Source organism: Bacillus sp. EB01 (genome assembly GCF_000613125.1).
In the GTDB taxonomy this organism is placed as follows: domain Bacteria; phylum Bacillota; class Bacilli; order Bacillales; family Cytobacillaceae; genus Bacillus_D.
In genome coordinates this window covers 1447815-1468151 of the sequence record NZ_HG964497.1, presented here as the reverse complement: position 1 = coordinate 1468151, position 20337 = coordinate 1447815, and the positions used below count along the sequence as shown (strand labels likewise).

Below are 20337 nucleotides of genomic sequence, written 5' to 3'. Positions count from 1 at the left end.
CTTAGGATTTTATATTTATTTATATTTTAATTGATTAATAAGGTGACCTTCGATGAGTTTGGTGTCGTCTGGGTGGAAAAGATGTGAGCTTTTCGGAAGGGTATAAAGGTCTTTGGGAAATGTTGAGTCTATACTCTCATAGAAGTTGAGGACTGGGAGTACGTTGACATGACCATCCTTGTCTCCATGCAGGAATGTGACTGGAAGGTCGAGTTTCTTTATTGAATCCTTGAAATTAAAACTGTATAGATCACGAATCATGACCATCTTTTCGTTGTACACTTGCTGAAATCCTTTAACAAATGTGTTATAGACATCTTTTAGTGTATAATCCTTCGACTGAAATAATTCCTTTGAGGATTTCAACATACCAGGGTGTTTGACTTGTTCATCCGAGTAAACCATACTATTAAATCTTATCAGCCATTTTCTTAAAAGGCTCCACTGCTTATAGCTGTTTAAAAATGGGGGCTGCCCGACAGATTCCAACTCTTTCAATGCTTTTTTCTTCCCTCTTATTCTAGCCTGTTCTTTCGCCCACTTTAAAGCCAAGCGATCGTTTTCAGTCCAGCTGATGATTTGGGAAATGCCTACATAAGAGTGGAACTTTTCAGGATGTTCACTCGCCAGGTGCAGTCCGATTACACTGCCCCAAGAATGGCCGGCAAGGAAGATTTTACGTTTAGTAAAACGGCTCCTGAGTAAATCGGTCAGTTCATTTGCATCCGAAACGTATTGCCGAATGGTAAAGCCGGTGTCGGATAAGTTGGGATGGTATGATTTTCCTGTTCCTCTTTGGTCCCAAAAGACTAAAACAAAGTGTTTTACCAATTCCTTTGTATTGGTTGCAACTGTATAATCCTTTCCTCTTGATGCAATCCCCGGAATCGGCATCGAAGGCCCTCCATGAAGGAACAAAAGAACAGGATTCTCAGGATTTTCTGCCTGAATTAAGATGGATTGGGACACTCCGCCAAGGGTCACTTCCTCAACTGAGTCAATTCCACCTCCTCGTATCACAAAATCCGGTCTTACCGCCAATAACTTCAATACACCACACCCCCTGGAAAATTAACCCTTTCGTATGGATTATATAAGATTGCCTACCATCAATCAATCGTTTGTTTGAATGCTGAAAACCATCTGAGTTGAATTCAAAATCTCCGAATTAATTTTATATGGAGCAGGGGCAATTCTCGGCTTCTAATTAATAGCTCGGTTGTTATATTAAACCGTTCTGTTTTTCTCCCTTTTATTGTTTCGACTAAATTTTTCAAGTGTGGAAGTTAAGTAGGTATCAGCTCTTATGATAAAAACGGTTTTAATCTTACTGCATTAATTGGGAAGTGTATGGCATTGTATAAGTCCGCTTTGTTCCATATGGGTGACGGCTGACTTTGGAAGGAATGAAATGCCGAGTCCCATGGCGACACTCCGCAGGATTGTTTCTAATGTACCGAATTCCATCACTTTTTGCAGAGTGATGTTTTGATCTTTATACCAAGCTTCAAGCCGTGCTCGATAACCACAGCCTTCGCTAAAGCATAAGAACGGTTCCTCTTTCAATTCCTGCAGTGTGAATTTGTTCATATCTGAAATAAAACAAGCTCTTCTTGAAGCACTTCATACGATACAAATCCTTGATCAATTTTCCTGGGAGACGAGGGATATGGAAGCCGAAATGGTTTATATCCAAGAGGGGATGACTCCAGCTGAAGCTGCTGAAAAATGGATAGCTGAAAATCCTGAGCTAGTAGCCAAGTGGACAGACGGTGCTCAGTCAGGTAATGAGGAAGTGTTTCTGCGGTTTTCGTGAGGCGGTGTTTTTTCGATAAATAAAGGCTCGTTCAATAAGGTGTATAAGCGTAAATGTTATTTGACTATTTCGTCACAAATAAGACTCATAAAAAGGTGGAAAGAATTTCCGTTCTCAAATAAAATAATGAGAAGATTCCTTTTTTTTAGAATACAATGAAAATTAAGAGAATAATACAATGAGAGGTGCATGCAACCTTTACTAAAGAAACTCGGAGAAGGCCTGATTTTTCTTGTTAGGCTGTGGAAAATGAACCATAGCACGGATCTACCATTATGAGTAAGATGGTGATTGCTGTCCGGGAAGGCAAACCGTTGGGATAAGAGCATTAGTCCTTCCAATATTAAAGCGATAAAACAGGTGATAAGTTTGCCGGTTATCGGTCTCTAAAAAAAACAACCACATCACAGCATTTGATATAGCGCTTGTTTCAACATTAGCGAAAAGGCAGGGTGCCCTGTTATTGCGGAAGGTAGGGTCAATACTCCCGATATAGCCGCGGAATGTATTCAAGCAGGAGCTTTGGCAGTCGTTGTAGGCTCTGCAATCACCCGGCCGCAAGTGACGACAAAACAAATTGCAAAAGAATTTCCAAGTTAAAATGAAAGGGCTTACATAGTGGTTAGACCGAATGTGTCGTACAGCCGGAATGGATTTAAGGAGGTGGACCGACGAATTTATCTCAGCCTAAATCAAAAAAAGAAGAGGAGTAAAAATTTTTATGAAAAAGAAATTAAAATTGTTTTTAACATCTCTTATAGCAATGGGTACGATTCTTGCTGCTTGTTCTAATGAAGAAGGATCAGCACCAGCTGATGATGGGAAAGTTAAAGGTGACATAACAGTTTGGGTGCATCCTTATACAGAGAATGCAAAGGTTGAAGAAGAAATGTGGGGAAAAATGGTCGCGAACTTCAACAAGGAATTTCCTGATGTTGACGTTAAGATTGAAACACTTCCCTGGGCTAACCGGGACCAAAAAATATTAACGGCTTTGGCTGCAAACAATGGACCGGATGTATTCTATGCAATTCCTGACCAAATGCCGCAATATGCAGAAGCAGGAATGCTTTTAGAGCTAAATCCTTACATAAAAGATTCTGATTTAGAAGGATTTGTAGATTCAGCATTGGTTTCAACAACTTGGAAGGATAAATTATATGGCCTTCCAATTTTACAGTCATCCGTTACATTCATCTACAATCAAGACATCATTAAAGCAATTGGAGAGGACCCTAACAAACTTCCTAAAACCTGGGACGAATTTGAAGCTTGGGCTAAAAAAGCGAAAGATGCTGGATTCTATGCTATGAACTATCCTGGCGGCGGTTCCTTGAACTTAACAATTTACCCATGGATTTGGCAAGCTGGCGGAGATGTACTGACTCGGAACGGCGAAATTAAAATCAATAGCGCTGAAAGCGTTGAAGCGTTTGAATTCATTAATAATATGTATAAAAACGGATACATCCCTAAAGATTCGATTACTGCAAACGAGCATACTACGGAGTGGTACGGTGGAGAAATGTTAGCTGTTCTAGGTTCAGGTATCGATGTAACGAGCCTTATAAAGGAAGGTGAATTTGATTTTGTCATTGGACCGCCTTTACAAAATAAAGAGCAACTAACGTATGGTACAACAGGAATGTTTGTTGTTCCTTCTAACAGCGATAATCAAGATGCAGCTGCTGAGTTCCTAAAATCCATAACAAGTACTGACAACCAAAGGATCTTTGGTGAAGTGACACAATATATCCCATCCAGGGAAGATGCGAAAGATATCTTTGCTGATAATCCGCACATGGCTCAATTGGCTTCTTACACCGAATTTGTATTACCTGGTGTTATTCATCCGTCAGGACGTACTATTATGCCTCATATCCAAGCTCAAGTTCAAGCAATGATGGCAGGGGACGTAACTCCTAAGGAAGCAGCTGATGCAGCAGCGAAAGCAATTAAAGCCGAACTTGATAAACAGTAAAAAGAGTTTTCCAAATAAAGTGTATTATTCCTGGTGTTTAGGCTCAAACTATCTAAATTTTGCAACTAGCATCCCATTTGAGCCTTTCGAATGTTATTAAAACTTTACTTTTTACCATTTACAACTTCAGAACTTACATTGTGAAGCCTTACTTTTTACAACCTCTAATGTTTCTGGGTTTCACGCAAAAATCATGTTATTTGCTGCCGCCCATAATAACCCGTCAGTTGCTAAGTTTACTTAAAAAATACAGTAGATTATGCTTTTAAGCATAGAAGATCCCCCCTGTTTGGCAGATGGTTTCTTGTTGATTCCAAACTACCAAAAAGTGGGGGATTTCTTTTTTTCTATTCTGTTTTATCCCAAAGTTTTAGGATTGTTTTTCAGCGGTTTCGAATCGTTCTCAGTCAGCCATCGACTGAAAGGCAGCATGAGACCGCCCCCAGTTTACTGGTTTACTCTTGGCCGCTGTAGCTGATCAGGTTGGTGAAAATCCTATACCCCCCAGGTACCTGCCCCTGAATCTGGCGGTAGAAGACAAGGTTGGTGTATAGGTAGGTGCCTTCACCGTACTTGGCCATGAGGATGCCGCCGTCGAATGGTGCTTCGCCTGGGTCTTGCATGCTGACGAAGGTTTCGTATTCAGGCGCCCACGCCATTGGGTAGTACAGTCCGCGTTCTTGTACCCAGCCTGCCCAGTCGCTGTCGCCGATTTTATTCGGGTAGTTGAACAGCGGGGAAGCCGGTTTCAAGACATTAACAGCAGCATTTTCGTCGGTGACCCGCCATTTGATGGATGGGCTTCCGATCGTTAGTGGATATGGAGCCGTTGTATCCTTGTTCCAGCCGTCTTCCGGTTTATGGTATTGAACGACCAGGTGTCCGCCGTTTGCGACGTATTCTTTCAGTCGTTCGTTATTGGCCTTCAAGTCAGGTCGTGACAGATAGGCGCGAATGCCGGTTACGATTGTATCGTATTGGCTCAGGTCTGCGGAAGCAAGGTCCGCTTCAGTCAGTTTTGTGATATTAAGGCCGGTGTTGGCAAGGTAATCGGCAACCATGTCAAAACCGCTGTCAATATAGCCAATCTTCAGGTTCGGGTCAGTCAGCAATTCAAATGCGACGCCGTTCACCTTGGCCCCATACAGATAATAGAACGTGCCGATATGGTCATAGCTGATTTCCTGGACGGTTGCGTCGAATGTTTTGCCGTTTACTTCGGCAGCTGCGTCAATTTCGAATTTGCCATCCTCGATGTCTGCAGGAGGTATAAGTGTGAATTTAACTTCTTTTTCCACAAGCTTTTTCGAAAAATTAACTGCTATGCTGGAAGGAGAGACTCCCCAGCCTTCAGGTACAGTCAAGGAAACGTTCGCAGTAGCTGCTCCGCTTCGGAAGTTCTTAACCTTTACAGAAACAGGAACTTCTTTTTGTACCTTGGCAGTGTTCACGACAATATCTTCAGGCGACAATGTCAGTCCCACATCAGGAAGGACAGCGACTGTGCCCTCGAGCTGCTTCACTTGGGTAGTCTTCGCGCCTTTTTCTTCAAAGCTTACCTTTGCCTGGATGGCAGGATCCACATACGCATGATAGAAATCCCCGTTTTCCGGAACGGTTACCTCAAAGGCTACTGTTCCTGATTCACCAGCACTAAGCTTAAGGTTAGAAGAATTACCGGATACCGTCCAGCCTTCAGGAACAATCAGCTCGGCCGCTGCATTTTTCAGCGTTTGGCTGCCGTTGTTGGTAAGTGTCACAGTAACCGTTGTTGTTTGGCCTTTTGTAAGGATGTTTTCCTTTGCCTCTGCTTCAACGTCAAGGCTGGAAGCGACAAAGCTTGCCTCTTGAAGCTGCTCGGATTTCAAGGAAAGCTTATGAAGCAGGTCGTTTTTCAGTGCTTCATCAATGTTTTTCTCTTCAGTTTTGGCAAGAAGTCTTTCAACATCCTTAAGTGCCTTTTGCGTTTTTGTAAAAACGGCCTCTCTGCTTGGGTAAGCATCGATAATTGAATCAAGGTCATTCTGAAGCTTTGTAAACTGAACCTTCAAATCATTTGCGTTCTTTGGAAGAACATTGGCCCAGTCCGTAAAGTTGTAGGGGATTCCTGCAAACAGATCGTTGCTCCCGTTTGTATCAACGGCAGTGTGAGCCAGTTTCAGGTGAGCCTGCCTTGGAGCAACCGGAATATCATTGCCCATTCCCTGGCTCTTGTGCATATAGCGGGATGCTTCGCCAAGCTGAGGGTAGGACATTTGGTAAATTGGGTCATACATTCCGATCTCAATTGAAGTTGTTGCTTCGTCCTTTGAAACTGGCAAGTAATACTTTTTAACCTGCCATACATTCAATCCTTCTTTTAGCTGGTTGGGAAAAATTGTTGGGTCGGCAGCATCTTTGAACGCTTTTTCGCTAAGAATGTTGATTAAGCGGTGGTGTCCATGCTGAGTGTCCACGTTCAAAAACGATGGCATGACGATATCTGGCTGATACGTCCTAATAAAGCGGATGAGTCTTTCGTATGTAACTTCCTCACCCCATTTTTCCAGAGTTTCGTCCGGACTTTTAGAAAAACCGAAGTCGTAAATTTCGTCAGAGGTGGTTTCGCTGAGATGATAGGCTTTAACGCCGGTGATTTTGGCGGCTTCAATCATTTCGCGTGAACGAATGATTCCAAGGCCATTGTCCAGTTCAGGACCGATTTCATTTTGTCCGCCCTCGCCGCGGTTGGCAATCAGGCTTGCTGTTTTGACGCCAAGTCCACGGGAAAGATAAGCTAGAAGGTCGCTTCGTTCGTCATCGGGGTGGGCTCCCGTATTAACAAATGTAACGGTCGTCCCGAGCGGTTTTACGACATTCCAAAGATCAACATCCGGCTCATTCGCCTTGGCAGAGCTGTTCGAAAAAGGTATTAATGTAATCATCAAAAGAAGTGAAAGCAGTACACTCAAAATCTTTTTCATCTTTGTAACCCCTTTCATTTTGGTTTGCATTACCCCCATGTTACTCTCCTTTCGTACGAATTTTATAGATAGTTAGTTAATGAGGTTAACCAACTGCCTATTTCCCCTCACTTAAGAAATAGCACAGGTTAGACATGAAAGTAAATATTGCAATATTGGGAAAATTAAAATAGTAGTTAAGTCCCATTATTCATTTGTCGAATGAATTTTGAATATTAAATATTGTCAGCGGTTACATAGTTGGGTTATATTGGGGTTAATTAGTGAAGTTTACTAACCAATTTAATAAGGCCGTGATTGTATGAACACAAATGGAATGACGATCAAGCTGAACAACAAGAAAATGGTCCTTACTTGCATTAAGGAAAATTCCCCTATTTCGAGGACGGAAATTTCAAGCAGGATCTCTGTCAGTAAACCGACTGTATCTCTTTTGGTGGATGAACTGATTAAAGAAAACTGGGTGTTTGAAAAAGGAATTGGCGAGGCTTCCACGCAAGGAGGCAGAAGGCCAATCCAGCTTTATTTTAACGAGAAAGCTCATTATATTATTGGAGCCGATATTGGCGGTACAAAAGTGAAAACGGTCATTTGTGATTTGGGCGGCAAGATCCTTGCTTCGAGCAGCTTCAAAACACAGTCTTTTTTGGAAAAAGGGCTGTTAAAGCAGATTGGCAAGGAAGTTGACGTGCTGATTCAGAAAAGTGGTATTGATTCTGCGAAAATTCTTGGAATGGGTGCCGGTGTACCTGGCATTACCGAAACCGAGCGGGGAGTCGTAGTCGAAGCGCCGAGCCTCAACTGGGTGCGCTACCCGTTTATTACGGAAGCGAAGGAAATCTTTCCGTTTCCGGTCTACGTCGATAACGATGTAAATGTCGCTGCCCTTGGGGAGCAATGGCTTGGCAATGCTAGAAGTAAGGGGAATGTACTGTTCATTGCGGTGGGCACAGGGATCGGCAGCGGAATCATTATCCACAACAAGCTGTACCGGGGCGGGTCCTCGGCCGCCGGGGAGATCGGCTATATGGTAACCGATAAAAATGAAATGAAGAGCGACTTTAAGCCTGTTTTTCACCGATATGGCTACCTTGAAAGCGTCGCCGGCGGCAAAGCCATCGGCACGAAGCTGACAAAAGAAATCCTTAAACAGCCCGGCCATCCACTTTTTGAGGAAGCAAAGGCGGGAGAGCTGCCCGGCGAAATGGCGTTTAAGCTTGCAAAGACCGGCGACCAGACTGCGCGCACCGTTCTGGACGATGTGGTTGAGCACTTGGCATATGGGATTATTAACGCTGCAAGTCTATTAAATCCGGAAGTGATTATTTTGGGAGGTGGTGTCTTCAAATCTGCTGAAATGCTAATGCCTGATCTGCGGAAAATTGTGAATCAGTATTTACCTAGTCAAGTAGAATTAAAGGTTTCGAAGCTAGGTGACAACGCAGGGGCATTAGGTGCTGTCTCATTGTTTATGCGGGAATACGAAAGCATCATCAAATTTTAATTTTTAGGGGGAGTATTTGTGAAAAAGAAAAAGGTTTCCGTACTAACTGCACTGACTATGTCAGCCGCGCTTCTATTGGCAGCATGCGGCGGAGCGGATGAAGGCTCCGGCGGCTCAACAAAAACAGGCGGATCTGGTGAAGGCAAGGAAAAGCTTGAGGACAAAGTCGTTATTTATTCACCACATGGCAAGGACATTCTTTCCAAATTTGAACAGCAATTTGAAGCAGAATACAACGTTGATGTCGAGTGGCTTGATATGGGCTCCCAGGAAATCCTCGACCGGATTCGTTCCGAAAAGAACAATCCACAGGCAGACATCTGGTGGGGCGCGCCATCGGTAAACTTTGACCAGGCGAAGGACGAAGGCTTGCTCGACCCATATGAGCCATCCTATGCAAAGAGCCTTGCTGAAGGCTTCCATGATCCGGAGTGGCACTGGAGCGGCACTAGCCAGACACCTGAAGTCATTATGTTCAACACGAAAGAGCTGAAAAAGGAAGATGCTCCGAAGGATTGGGATGAATTGCTTGACTCGAAATGGAAAGATGAAATCATCATCCGTTACCCGCTTGCGTCCGGTACGATGAGGACTATTTTCTCAGCAATGATTTACCGTGATTTCAAGGATTCCAAGGATCCTGCAAAAGGCTATGAGTGGTTGAAAAAGCTTGATGCCAACACGAAGGAATATTCCGCAAACCCTGAAATGATGTACAACAAGGTTGCCAAAGGCGAAGGCTCGCTATCTGTTTGGGCAATGCCGGACGTTGTTATGCTGAAGGAAAACAAGAACTATCCGTTCGATTTCATCATTCCTGAAAGCGGCACACCTGTTTTGACTGAAGGAATTGCAAAAGTGAAGGGAGCTCCACATCCAAAGGCTGCTGAAGCATTTTATGAGTTCGTCAATACTCCGGAAGCTGCCAAGATTTTGGCTGAAGAGTTCTACCGAATTCCAACCAGGGATGACGTTGAAGGCCTCCCTGCATGGATTACCGAAACAGAAATCAAGCCAATGGACATCGACTGGAAAGTATTCCAGGAAAACAGCGATACATGGATGAAGTATTGGGATGAAAACATCAAGAGCGGAGAGAAAGAAATTAAGGAATAGGAAGTGTACTCGGTATGGCGTCGATAAAAATAGAGAATGTCCAAAAAGCGTTTGGGAAAGTGGTCGCAGTCGATCATTTGAACCTCGAAATCAAAGACGGTGAGTTCTTTACATTTCTCGGCCCAAGCGGATGCGGCAAAACAACAACCCTCCGGATGATTGCCGGGTTCTATTACCCGACGAAAGGTGTCGTACGGTTCGGCGAAAAAGATATGACGCGTGTACCTCCTGAAAAAAGAAATACGGGCATGGTTTTCCAAAACTATGCCCTTTTTCCTCACATGACGGTTTTCGAAAATGTCGCCTACGGCCTCAGGGTCAGGAAGGTCAAGTCCGCGGAACTGAAGTCCAGGGTCCAGGATGTCCTAAAAAAAGTCAGGCTTGATCAATATTCGGACCGTCAAGTCAGCCAGTTGAGTGGAGGGCAGCAGCAGCGCGTCGCCCTTGCGAGGGCATTGGTAATCGAGCCGGAAATCCTGCTCCTTGATGAGCCGCTTAGCAACTTGGACGCCAAGCTGCGCGACGAGATGCGAAGCGAGATTTTACGGCTGCAAAAGGAATATAAAATTACTACCATTTACGTCACGCATGATCAGGCGGAAGCCTTGTCGATGAGCGACCGGATCGCCGTGTTCAACTTCGGCGTTTGCCACCAGGTCGGCACACCGTCGGAAATTTACAATGAGCCAGTCAATGACTTCGTCGCCGGGTTCATCGGCGAGATTAATCTCTTGCCAGTGGCAGTTGAGAAGGTTGAAAGTGATTTCGTAACGGTTGCGGTGCCGAACGGTGATGGGTCGTCAACGAAAACCATTGTCGTACATAATGACCCATTTAATTATAATCCTTCCCATCAAGGACAGCTGGCGTTGTCGGTCCGGCCGGAGTCAATCAAGATTTCGGAGGGAATCGCCGAGGGGCCGAATGTGTTCAAGGGCAAGGTCGAGGAGGTTGCGTTTTTCGGCTCGCTCGTGAATGCAAAGGTCAATATCGATGGAATCGTCCTAGAAGTGAACGCTTTGAACAATGTGAAAACCAATTTGAAAGTCGGCGCAGAGGTTTGGGTGACACTGCCTGAAGACCAGATTCGAATCATACCAATCATAAGTGGTGAGCCTTCATGATCAAAAACCGTGATACGAGGTTTACACTATGGCTCTTGATTCCTGTCATGCTGGTCCTGGTTGCGTATGTGCTTTACCCGTCACTAAGGACATTTCTTGAAAGCTTGAACAAGGGCGGCAGCTTCACTCTCGCAAACTATCAGGATTTCTTCGTCCAGGAATCACGGACGAACCTGCAGGCGCTTTGGAATTCGGTATACATTTCGGTATTGAGTGTGCTGGCGAGCGCGCTGATTGGGATTCCGCTTGCGTTTATTTTCAATAAATACGATTTTCCGGGTAGAAGCTTTTTTGCATCGGCAGCAATTATGCCAATTGTCCTTCCATCACTGGTCGGCGTTATGGCATTCATGTTCCTGTACGGCGAAACGGGCTTGATCCCGAATTTAATTAAGGATTTGTTCCGGCTTGACGAGGTGCCGTTCAAAATAGGCGGGATTTCGGGCATCCTGATTGTCCACGCCTATACGATGTATGTGTATTTTTACATGACTGTTTCATCGGCGATTCATAAAATCGACCCGTCGCTGGAAGAGTCAGCTTATAACCTTGGCGCGTCCCGCTTTAAGGTGTTCTGGACGGTGACGTTCCCGCTGCTGACGCCAGCGATTGTCGCGGCTTCATTGTTGGTGTTTATGATTTCAATGGCTTCGTTCAGTGCGCCGTTTTTGCTTGCAGGCGGGTATCGCGTTTTGAGCTTGCAGATCTATTTTTCAAAACTGAACGGTGATATGGAAGTCGCTGCTACACAATCGGTCATTCTGTCCGTTGTGTCGATTGCGTTTCTGCTGTTCATGCGCTGGTACCAGAACCGCAAGGATTATCGGATGGCTTCAAAAGGAATTGGCGCCCATCGAAGCGAAGTCAAAAATCCAGTGATGAAGTGGATTCTCGTTGCAATCGGCGTATTCGGGGTCATCATTCTGCTTCTGCCGCATTTCACGATTCTACTATTGTCTCTGGTACCGGACGGGACATGGACTTGGCAGACGTATCCTAGCGTGTTTAATTTTGAAAACTACCGGCTCCTGTTCCAGGATCCGAATATTTTCAAACCTTTGAAAAACAGTTTGATCCTGTCATTTATTGCGACTGCGGGGAACCTGGTCTTCGGAGTGCTGACGTCGTATTTGCTTGTAAAGCGGAAGTTCGTCGGCAAAAGCTTCGTCGACATCCTCGTCATGATTCCATGGGCATTGCCGGCGACCGTTATCGGGATGAACTTGATCTTCGCATTCAACGAACCATCGATATTCTCATTCGGACACATTTTGGTTGGTACGTTCTGGATTCTGCCTTTGGCTTATTTTGTCCGGCATATTCCATTGGTTGTGCGTTCGACAAATGCCGTACTCGAGCAGATGGACGATTCGATTGAAGAAGCATCACGGAACCTCGGTGCGAAATGGTTTTATACATTCAGGAAAGTCATCCTGCCGATCATTATGCCGGGTGTACTAGCAGGTACGTTACTGGCATTTGTGGAATCGGTCGGTGAATTCCCGACTTCCGTACTGCTTTACACGATTTCCAATCGGCCAATTTCAATTGAAATTATGAACCAGCTGCGGATGTTTAACATGGGGCAGGCTGCTGCGTATGGGATGATTCAGATTACGTTGATTGCTGTTGTGCTGTTTGTATCGAATAAATTCTTTGGGGTAAAAGCAGAGAATTCGCTTTCGTAAATAGTGAGGTATTTTGTATTGGGCACATTTTGACTATTTCCAGAGGTCGAAATGGTGCCAATGCAGCTTATTGGGTACATTTTGACTGTTCCCAGAGCCCGAAATGGTGCCAATGCTGCTAAGATTAGTAATCACCTAATATAGGGGTTTGAGTACGAAGTATTATTCAATAGAATGTGTTTACTAGACGGAACAGGGTTCGTGAGGGCGGAGATTTGTCTACTAAAGGGTGTTTACTAGACGGAACAGGGTTCGTGAGGGCGGAGATTTGTCTACTAAAGGGTGTTTACTAGACGAAACAGGTTCGTGAGGGCGGAGATTTGTCTACTAAAGGGTGTTTACTAGACGAAACAGGTTCGTGAGAGCGAAGTTTTGTCTACTAAAAGGTGTTTACTAGACGAAACAGGTTCGTGAGGGCGGAGATTTGTCTACTAAATTGTTTACTAGACGAAACAGGGTACGGAGCTTGAAGTTTTGACCAAAAACATACGAACGAAAACGACTGTCATAAATGGAGATGAAAATGTGAGTAAACTAGAGGATTTTATTACGGATGAAGGGGTTGCTTTTCCGGGGAAGACCTATGTTGAAAAGCTGTTGAAGCCGGTTTTTAATGACCAAAGGGATTACTTGTTCGACGTCATGTTCGATATTCATCGGGCCCACGTGATTATGCTTGCGGAGCAGAAAATCATTTCTGAATCGGAAGCGAAGCAGATGCTTGAGGGTATCAACAAAGTGGGAGAATCGGATCGGACTCTTCTTTCCTATCAGCCTGAATTCGAGGATCTGTTTTTTATGATGGAGGCGAAAATCGGCGAGGAAATCGGGGAAGAACTGGCTGGAAAAATCCACATCGGCCGCAGCCGCAATGATATGGGGATTGCAATGTACCGCCTTGTGCTCAGGGAGCATCTCCTTAAGCTGCTTGGCAGTGCCCATCGGCTCAGCGAGGCATTGCTGGAACAGGCTGAACGGAACAAGGAAACCTATATGACGGGCTATACCCATACACAGCCTGCGCAGCCGACAACTCTTGGCCATTATTTTCTAGCCATTTATGATGTATTGCAAAGGGATATTAAACGTTTGTGGGCTGCATACGAAACAGTCAATCAATCTGCGTTGGGTGCTGCGGCGCTTACAACAACCGGCTTTCCAATCAGCCGGGACCGGACTTGCGACTTGCTTGGTTTTGACAAGGTGATTGAAAACTCCTATGACTGCATTGGGGGTGCGGATTACTTGCTGGAAACAGCAACTGCGCTGATGACTTGCATGGTTAACACTGGCCGGTGGATTCAGGATTTCCTTCAGCACGTCACCAGGGAATTTGGGACTTTCTATGTTGCTGACCCATATGTACAGTGTTCAAGCATCATGCCGCAAAAGCGGAATCCGGTTTCGATCGAGCATTCACGTTCGATTGCGAGCAGTGCCTACGGAGAAGCTTTCGCTGCAGTGAGCATGATTCACAATACACCTTTTGGTGATATTGTCGATACTGAGGATGATCTGCAGCCTCATCTGTATCGCGCTTTCGATAATGCCACACGGGTTATGGCACTTATGTACGCGGTCATTGCAACGCTGAAGGTGAATAAGGACCACGCGAAGGAAATGGCCCGTAAATCGAGCATTACGATTACCGAGCTGGCTGACACATTGGCGAGGGAATACGGTATTTCTTTCAGAAAAGCTCACTCCATCGCCAGCTACATTTCAAAAGAAACCATTAAACAGGGAAAAGAGCTGTATGAATGGGATATCGACCTGATTAACGAGGCTATCGGTAAATTTGTCGATGTAAAACTGACCAGCGAGGAATGGAAAAAAATCATTTCACCAGAGTACTTCGTAGAAATTCGTGACATCCAGGGAGGCCCCAGCCCGAAAGAAGTCACTCGCATGATCAACAACCGAAAAGCTACTCTTGAGGCTAAAATCAGCGACTATGAACAGGTTGTCCAAAAACTTCGGGACAAACGGAGAGAGCTGCTGGAGTATAGTCTTTGAGTAAATGGGACGGGTCTGGTTTGGCGTACGCGACAAGAGAAGGTTCTGTTTGAACCTTCAAAGAAAAACAGGAGGAGAAAAACAATTCGTTTTTCTCCTCCTGTTTATATTTTAGGGACTTTTCGACAGCAATGTTCACTATATAGATGTTCTACTTTTATCCATTTCTATTGTTTCAATAAATTTTTCAATCGTGGAAGTTAAGTACGTATCAGCTCTTCTAATAAAAACGGTTTTAATCTTACTGTATTGATCAGGAAGTGTATGGCATTGAATAAGTCCGCTTTGTTCCATATGGGTGACTGCTGACTTTGGAACGAACGAAACGCCAAGTCCTACCGAAACACTGCGCAAGATTGTTTCTAGTGTACCGAATTCCATGACCTTTTGCGGTGTGATGTTTTGGTCCTTATACCAGGATTCAAGCCTGGCCCGGTATCCGCAGCCTTCGCTAAAGCATAAGAACGGTTCCTCTTTCAACTCTTCCAGTGTTGATGCGCTCCTGGCTGAAATTAAAACAAGTTCCTCATCAAACACTTCATGAGCTACTAGGTCAGGGTGAAAGGCTGACTCTGTAACGAACGCTCCGTCCAGCTTATGATTCAATACGTCTTCTTCTAATGCTTCGGTAACACCTGTGAATAAAGATAAATCGACATTTTTATATCTCTTAATATATTTAGATAATATAATTGGCAAATCAATAACAGTTTCAACTGTGCCAATTTCTAATTTTCCAGACGGTTCTTCTTTATTTTGAACGGCTTTTTTCATTTCATCTGTTAGCAATAATATTTCTTTGCTATATATTAATAGTTTTTTTCCTTCGGGTGTCAAACTCATACCCCGGCGATGCCGGTTAAACAACTGGGTATTCAGTTCAGTTTCGAGCTTTTGAATTCTCGATGTAATGTTCGATTGAACATATTTAAACTCCTTTGCAACTTCAGAAACAGTTCCTTTTTCTGCCACCTTCAGAAAGATTTCTAAGTCCTTAAATTCCACAATTTCTCCCCCTTTGCCCATTCTCACCTTTCTTCAATGATATCAAAAAAAATGATGATAATCATTATAAACATTCATTTTACGAGATATCAAAATCCATATACAATGATGATTACGATTGCTATATGAAAGAGGGAAGAGAAATTGAGAAATTCGGTATTCTTAGGGGCTATTTTATGTTTTATTGCTGCGGTTTCATGGGGAGCAATGTTTCCTGTAGCACATGCGGCTTTCAAACATATTGATCCATTCTATTTTACAATCTTTCGTTACGGAGCTGTTACGATCATTTTACTAGCGTTACTTTTATGGAAAGAAGGAAGGCAGGCTTTTCGATTTGAGGGAAAAGGGCTTTACCTATGGTTTTTCGGAACAATGGCGTTTACGGTTTACAATCTACTCATCTTCTGGGGAGAAGATTTATTAGGTGAATCAGGAGTGATGGTAGCATCCATTATGGAGTCGCTAATGCCGATGATTTCCATAGTGATTGTTTGGATGATTTTTAAGGACCGCCCTCATCTATTCACATTAATATGTGTACTTGTCTCATTTATCGGGGCTATGTTAGTGATCACTAAAGGTGATTTTAAAGCCTTTATGGGAGCGACGGATCACTTTATTCCTTCGATGCTCATCTTGATTGCAGTTGTTGGATGGGTCATTTACACGATGGGCGGCAATGAGTTCAAAGGTTGGTCTGCTTTGCGGTATTCAACGTTAAGCTGCTTACTCGGAACTATCACAGCTGTTGTTGTTACAGTAGGGGCAACTCTGTTTGGATATATACCAACCCCATCAGTTGATGGCATCAAAGCAGTAAGACCGCATTTATTGTTTATGATCATATTCCCTGGCGTCATTGCGCTGCTTGGCTGGAATATTGGTGTGAGTTTATTATCACCATTAAACGCACTGTTGTTCATTAACTTTGTTCCCGTTACAACACTCTCCATTTCGATTTTTCAAGGGAATGATGTAACAACATTCGATTTACTTGGTACTGTCCTTATCATCGTTTCACTTTTATCTAATAATATTTTTGTGAGGATGTCACAAAAGAAAGAATCCGTTCAGCAAGTCCAAACAATTTGAGTGAACGTATATCATACTGCAGACAAAACAGGGAAGTATCGGCAATAGATTTTTTCCAGTTAATGTCTAAATGCTCATATCCGTGCAAAAACGGCTCATATGAGGCTCATATCGGTTCATACGAGGCTCATATCCGCAGAAAATGGCTCATATATTTTTGAATGATGGATTCCAATGTGGGGTTGGTCAAAAAAATCCAGCCTAAGAAGGTCGATTTCCTTGTTAAGAGAAAAATCGACCTTTTTTGTAACCACTTTTAAAGGGAAGTAAGAGGATAGTCGCAGGAGATTAATTCAATTAAATAATGTTCTTGGGCTGATTTTTTTAAAAAAAATATAAAAAAATTTCGACCGGAAACGTGCTATATAATTGCTATTTTAGAAAAGGGAGGGAACTCGGACCAGTTGTCAGAATCTAGGTTGGTACGGAGATGAAAGCTAGTCCATTGAGGGGCTAATGAAATCCAAAGTGTGCTTACTTGTCCCCCTGGCCCGACCAGAGTGAATGCATTTCTGCCACCAATATATCTTCCCTTTAAATACCTTCCTTGACCTTCAAGGAAGGTTTCCTTTTAATGTAAACGGACGTTTTGCTGGGATAGTTTACACTGTTGTTAAAGTAAATACTGTCGAAAGAAATTAACCTAAATATTTAGAATTTTCAGTTGACAGCCCAAAATGAATTTTATATTATAGGCTTCAAGCAGGTAAGATTGTCAGACAATCAGACTGACAGACTAATTTTTACTTACCGTCCATGTTTTCCTCTTTTTACTCTCATCTTAGACTACTTCCAAAATGTCATTAGTCCCTCAGCCTCGGGTAGTCATGATTCCTTTTATTTTTACATTAAAATGTCAGCGCTTACATAATACAACCACGACTTAATTTAACGAAAGTATTAATAGCGCTTTCAAAACTATTAGAAAGGAGGTTTTTTACAAGGGTTCAATTAGGAAAGCCCACTACAAGTAAAAACTGCAATCTTTTAAAAACTAGCTATTTTAGAAGCTTTGAACAGACATCATCACGTGTGCCTTTCAGACAGCTTGACCATTTCTTTATTTAAAAAGGAGAGGGTTTGATTAATGGCTACTCCAGAAACAAAGGTCGCTGCAGGAATCCCCACTGGGCGCAGAGTAAAAGCCCGCTGGTGGGTTATGATTTTGATTTTTATCAGTACAGTTCTGGCCTATACCGATCGCTCCAATATATCAATTGTAGCAGTTACGATGATGGAGGAATTCGGCTGGAACGAACAGCAATTCGGCCTTTTGGCTTCGGCATTTTTTGTCGGTTACCTATTGTTGGGGATACCTGCTGGGTGGATGTCGGATAAATGGGGCGGTGTAAAGTTCCTCGCTGCCGGGGTGGCGATTTGGTCCGTCTTTACGATTGCAACCCCACTTGCTTGGAGCTTTGCCTCAATGGTTTTGTTCCGATTCTTGCTCGGGGTCGGGGAGGCTGTAAACTTTCCTTCACATACTTCGGTAGTGTCCAAATGGTCTCCGATCCATACGAGAGGACGATGGCAGGGACTGAACATGTCAGGGATGGCAGTAGGGGTTATGATAACCGCGCCAATCACAACGTATTTGACGTCAAAATTTGGCTGGCATGCTTCTTTTTACTTTTTCGGAGCTTTGGGAATCATTTGGTCAATCGTTTGGTTGAAAGTGGCGACAGACGATCCGAAGGACCATCCGTTCATCACAAAAGAGGAACTGGCTGAAATGGTACCGGAAAAAACGGCAGAGCCTGTGAAGGAGTTCAACATTCCCTGGTCCAAAATGCTTAAGATCAAGGAAGTATGGGGGCTTACGCTCATCTACTTTTTCCAGAATTATAATTGGTATTTATACCTTACCTGGCTTCCGGCTTATTTCATGAAGGAACGAGGGTTTACGCTTTTAAAGGTTGGTATTTATGGTGCACTCCCGTGGCTTGGGGCCTTCATTGCAATGAACCTGGCCGGAATTTTGTCCGATCATCTTGCTAAAAAACACTCGTTAACAACCGCAAGAAGAATACCGATTTATATTTCGTTCCTCGGAACAGCCATATTTATGGCATTGGGTGCCTATACGCCGAATGAATGGGCAGCACTCGCCTATATTACTCTTTCCGTCACCTGCTTAGGGCTTAACTTTACGATGTTCTGGACACTCCCGATCGATATTGGGCCGAAGACAGCCGGGACATTGTCGGGAATCATGAACACTTCCGGAACGATTGCCGGGATCATTGCACCTGCGCTCACAGGGTATTTGATCATCTCACTCGGTTCATGGCAATATGTTCTGTTCTTAGGTGCAGCACTTGCTTTAATGGGAGCAATTCTCACACGCTTCATGGTTTCGGCGAAACAAGTTCTCGATTAATGCAGGTTGGTCAAGAGATATGGCGAGTACCGCTCATCCCGTCAACCTTTATAGTGGCGAGAAAATCATATCTCTTGACCAAAAAATGAAAGCAGGGGAAGAAAATGTTTTTAACCGATAAAGACACCTTAAAAGCCGCACAACAAAATGAAGCCTTTCTGAATGATCTCCTTCAAAGCAGCGAGGCCTTTAAATTCGTAAAATATTCGATTAAGGAATATACGAAATCTCCGGCAAAATTCATGGCGGTGAACAAGGTAGAGTGGGAGGATCTTCTTCAGGCCTCTTACATTGGATTATTCAATGCTATCCGGAGAATGGATTTGAGACTCTCCCAAAAGGAGTGGGTAAAATATGCTTTTCTTACGATTAAAGGTGAGTTAAGGAATTTCTCGCGCTCCAATGATTCGAATATGATTGTCATCTCGCAGCGAATACGTGAACTGTATCCGAAATATAAAAAATTCCACGAGGAGTATTGGGTGATGCACCAGGCTGACCCAACCATCCAGGAAACAATGGAATATTTCAACATAAGTAAGGACGATGCGTTTGACCTTGTTTATGGCATGCAGGAAATCATCTACCAGGAGAGCGCCCGCAAACGAGCAAGTCTTGTTGCTAGTGAGCCAGCTTACCAATTCAGGGCTAAAGCTCAAAGTGTGGAAGACCTGGTAGTGAACAATATTCTTGTAAAAATGTACTTGGATTTTGTCAATGAAAAGCAGCGAAAGGTTATTTATCTTCATTATTTCAAGGGCTTCAGCAAAACGGAGGTTTCGAGGATTATGGGATGCTCACCGGCAATGGTAACGAAACACCTAGCTACTGCTTTTGACCAAATCAGAAGAAAGATAGGATAAGAATTTTTTCTCTACTCCCATTGTCAGACAATCAGACAAACTATCAATTAAAAAATGAGGGAGCGCGATGTTTAAGGTTATTGGCAAGAAAAAGAAATTTGAAGAAGTGCTCGATCAAATTAAATCGCTGTTAATTCGCAAAGAGCTAAGGATTGGCCAAAAGCTGCCTAATGAAATTGAATTATCCGATTCTATGGGCATCAGCAGGTCCTCCTTGAGAGAGGCATTCAAGGTGCTGTCTGTTCTTGGCATCATCGAAGGAAAATCAGGTGAGGGGACTGTCATCAAGCAGGCCGACCCGGAGAATTTAAAAAGCATCATGTCTTTAGTGGCCATTTCGCGTGGGCTTGATACGAGTGAATTGTTTGAGGTACGGACGATTCTGGAGGCAGCGGCGGCCAGTTATACAGCAGCAAGGAGAACTGAAAAGGAACTGGAGCATATTGAACAAATTCTATTGGAAATGGATGAACACTATGTTTCAGGGGATGAAGAGGCACAATCACAGTTCGACTTCCTGTTCCATCAAGCGATTGTAAAGGCATCGCAGAACCGGTTGCTTTTAATGCTGGTAGAGGTCATTTCTGACTTATTAAGTGAACAGATTCGGAATACCCGAAGTGAGCTTTCAACCTCTCCGGAAATTCTGAAGCGATTCCAGCGGGAGCACTGGGCCATTTTCGCGGCGATAAAAGATAAAGATTCAGTGAAGGCGCAGCAAGTCATGTCCCAACACTTAATCCTTGCGAAAGCAGAACTCGGCGTTGTCCGGGCTGATTAAGCTAT

General features: G+C 43.7%; 16 protein-coding genes. 12 read left to right on the top strand and 4 right to left on the bottom strand.

The window, feature by feature from the left end:
- Positions 1-15: 15 nt before the first annotated feature.
- Both TY16_RS06580 and TY16_RS06575 read right to left on the bottom strand, forming a co-directional pair.
- Positions 16-1050 carry an alpha/beta hydrolase gene (locus TY16_RS06580; protein ID WP_081772906.1) on the bottom strand — a complete coding sequence of 345 codons (1035 nt, stop codon included), beginning with the start codon at positions 1048-1050 and terminating at the stop codon, positions 16-18.
- A gap of 285 nt (positions 1051-1335) precedes the next feature.
- Complete coding sequence (locus TY16_RS06575) at positions 1336-1590, bottom strand: LysR substrate-binding domain-containing protein (RefSeq protein ID WP_231505573.1); 255 nt, start codon at positions 1588-1590, stop codon at positions 1336-1338.
- A 79-nt stretch (positions 1591-1669) separates the two neighbouring features.
- Here TY16_RS06575 and TY16_RS26090 point away from each other — a divergent pair, with 79 nt between their 5' ends.
- The 3 genes from TY16_RS26090 (at position 1670) to TY16_RS06570 (ending at position 3797) form a co-directional block, all read left to right on the top strand.
- Complete coding sequence (locus TY16_RS26090) at positions 1670-1816, top strand: hypothetical protein (protein ID WP_155922163.1); 147 nt, start codon at positions 1670-1672, stop codon at positions 1814-1816.
- 435 nt (positions 1817-2251) lie between these two features.
- Complete coding sequence (locus TY16_RS25620) at positions 2252-2416, top strand: hypothetical protein (RefSeq protein ID WP_081773120.1); 165 nt, start codon at positions 2252-2254, stop codon at positions 2414-2416.
- A gap of 121 nt (positions 2417-2537) precedes the next feature.
- On the top strand, positions 2538-3797 hold the full coding sequence (locus TY16_RS06570; RefSeq protein ID WP_043931023.1) for a sugar ABC transporter substrate-binding protein: 1260 nt from the start codon (positions 2538-2540) through the stop codon (positions 3795-3797).
- A 455-nt stretch (positions 3798-4252) separates the two neighbouring features.
- Here TY16_RS06570 and TY16_RS06565 read toward each other — a convergent pair whose 3' ends face one another.
- Complete coding sequence (locus TY16_RS06565) at positions 4253-6760, bottom strand: NEW3 domain-containing protein (RefSeq protein ID WP_052342865.1); 2508 nt, start codon at positions 6758-6760, stop codon at positions 4253-4255.
- Positions 6761-7061: 301 nt separating this feature from the next.
- On the opposite strand from TY16_RS06565, the gene TY16_RS06560 reads away from it, so the two are divergent.
- The 5 genes from TY16_RS06560 (at position 7062) to argH (ending at position 14208) form a co-directional block, all read left to right on the top strand.
- The gene (locus TY16_RS06560; protein ID WP_231505572.1) at positions 7062-8264 is read left to right on the top strand and encodes an ROK family transcriptional regulator; all 1203 of its coding nucleotides are present in this window, start codon (positions 7062-7064) and stop codon (positions 8262-8264) included.
- A 57-nt stretch (positions 8265-8321) separates the two neighbouring features.
- On the top strand, positions 8322-9380 hold the full coding sequence (locus TY16_RS06555; RefSeq protein ID WP_043934554.1) for an extracellular solute-binding protein: 1059 nt from the start codon (positions 8322-8324) through the stop codon (positions 9378-9380).
- A gap of 14 nt (positions 9381-9394) precedes the next feature.
- Positions 9395-10504: an ABC transporter ATP-binding protein gene (locus TY16_RS06550; RefSeq protein ID WP_043931022.1), complete on the top strand. Its 1110-nt coding sequence runs from the start codon at positions 9395-9397 to the stop codon at positions 10502-10504.
- Entirely contained in the window at positions 10501-12192 is a 1692-nt protein-coding gene (locus tag TY16_RS06545) for an ABC transporter permease (protein ID WP_043931021.1), read from the top strand. The genes TY16_RS06550 and TY16_RS06545 overlap by 4 nt, the downstream gene beginning before the upstream one ends.
- A 525-nt stretch (positions 12193-12717) precedes the next feature.
- The gene (gene argH, locus TY16_RS06540; protein ID WP_043931019.1) at positions 12718-14208 is read left to right on the top strand and encodes an argininosuccinate lyase; all 1491 of its coding nucleotides are present in this window, start codon (positions 12718-12720) and stop codon (positions 14206-14208) included.
- Between the two features lie 138 nt (positions 14209-14346).
- Here argH and TY16_RS06535 read toward each other — a convergent pair whose 3' ends face one another.
- Positions 14347-15213, bottom strand: coding sequence for a LysR family transcriptional regulator (locus TY16_RS06535; protein WP_043931018.1), 867 nt, complete (start codon positions 15211-15213; stop codon positions 14347-14349).
- 144 nt (positions 15214-15357) lie between these two features.
- Between TY16_RS06535 and TY16_RS06530 the strand changes: the two genes are divergently transcribed.
- The 4 genes from TY16_RS06530 (at position 15358) to TY16_RS06515 (ending at position 20332) form a co-directional block, all read left to right on the top strand.
- Complete coding sequence (locus TY16_RS06530) at positions 15358-16308, top strand: DMT family transporter (RefSeq protein ID WP_043931017.1); 951 nt, start codon at positions 15358-15360, stop codon at positions 16306-16308.
- Positions 16309-17395: 1087 nt separating this feature from the next.
- Positions 17396-18688, top strand: coding sequence for an MFS transporter (locus TY16_RS06525; protein WP_043931016.1), 1293 nt, complete (start codon positions 17396-17398; stop codon positions 18686-18688).
- 104 nt (positions 18689-18792) lie between these two features.
- Positions 18793-19551: a sigma-70 family RNA polymerase sigma factor gene (locus TY16_RS25110; protein ID WP_052342622.1), complete on the top strand. Its 759-nt coding sequence runs from the start codon at positions 18793-18795 to the stop codon at positions 19549-19551.
- 67 nt (positions 19552-19618) lie between these two features.
- Entirely contained in the window at positions 19619-20332 is a 714-nt protein-coding gene (locus TY16_RS06515; RefSeq protein ID WP_043931014.1) for a FadR/GntR family transcriptional regulator, read from the top strand.
- The last annotated feature ends 5 nt before the right edge of the window (positions 20333-20337 follow it).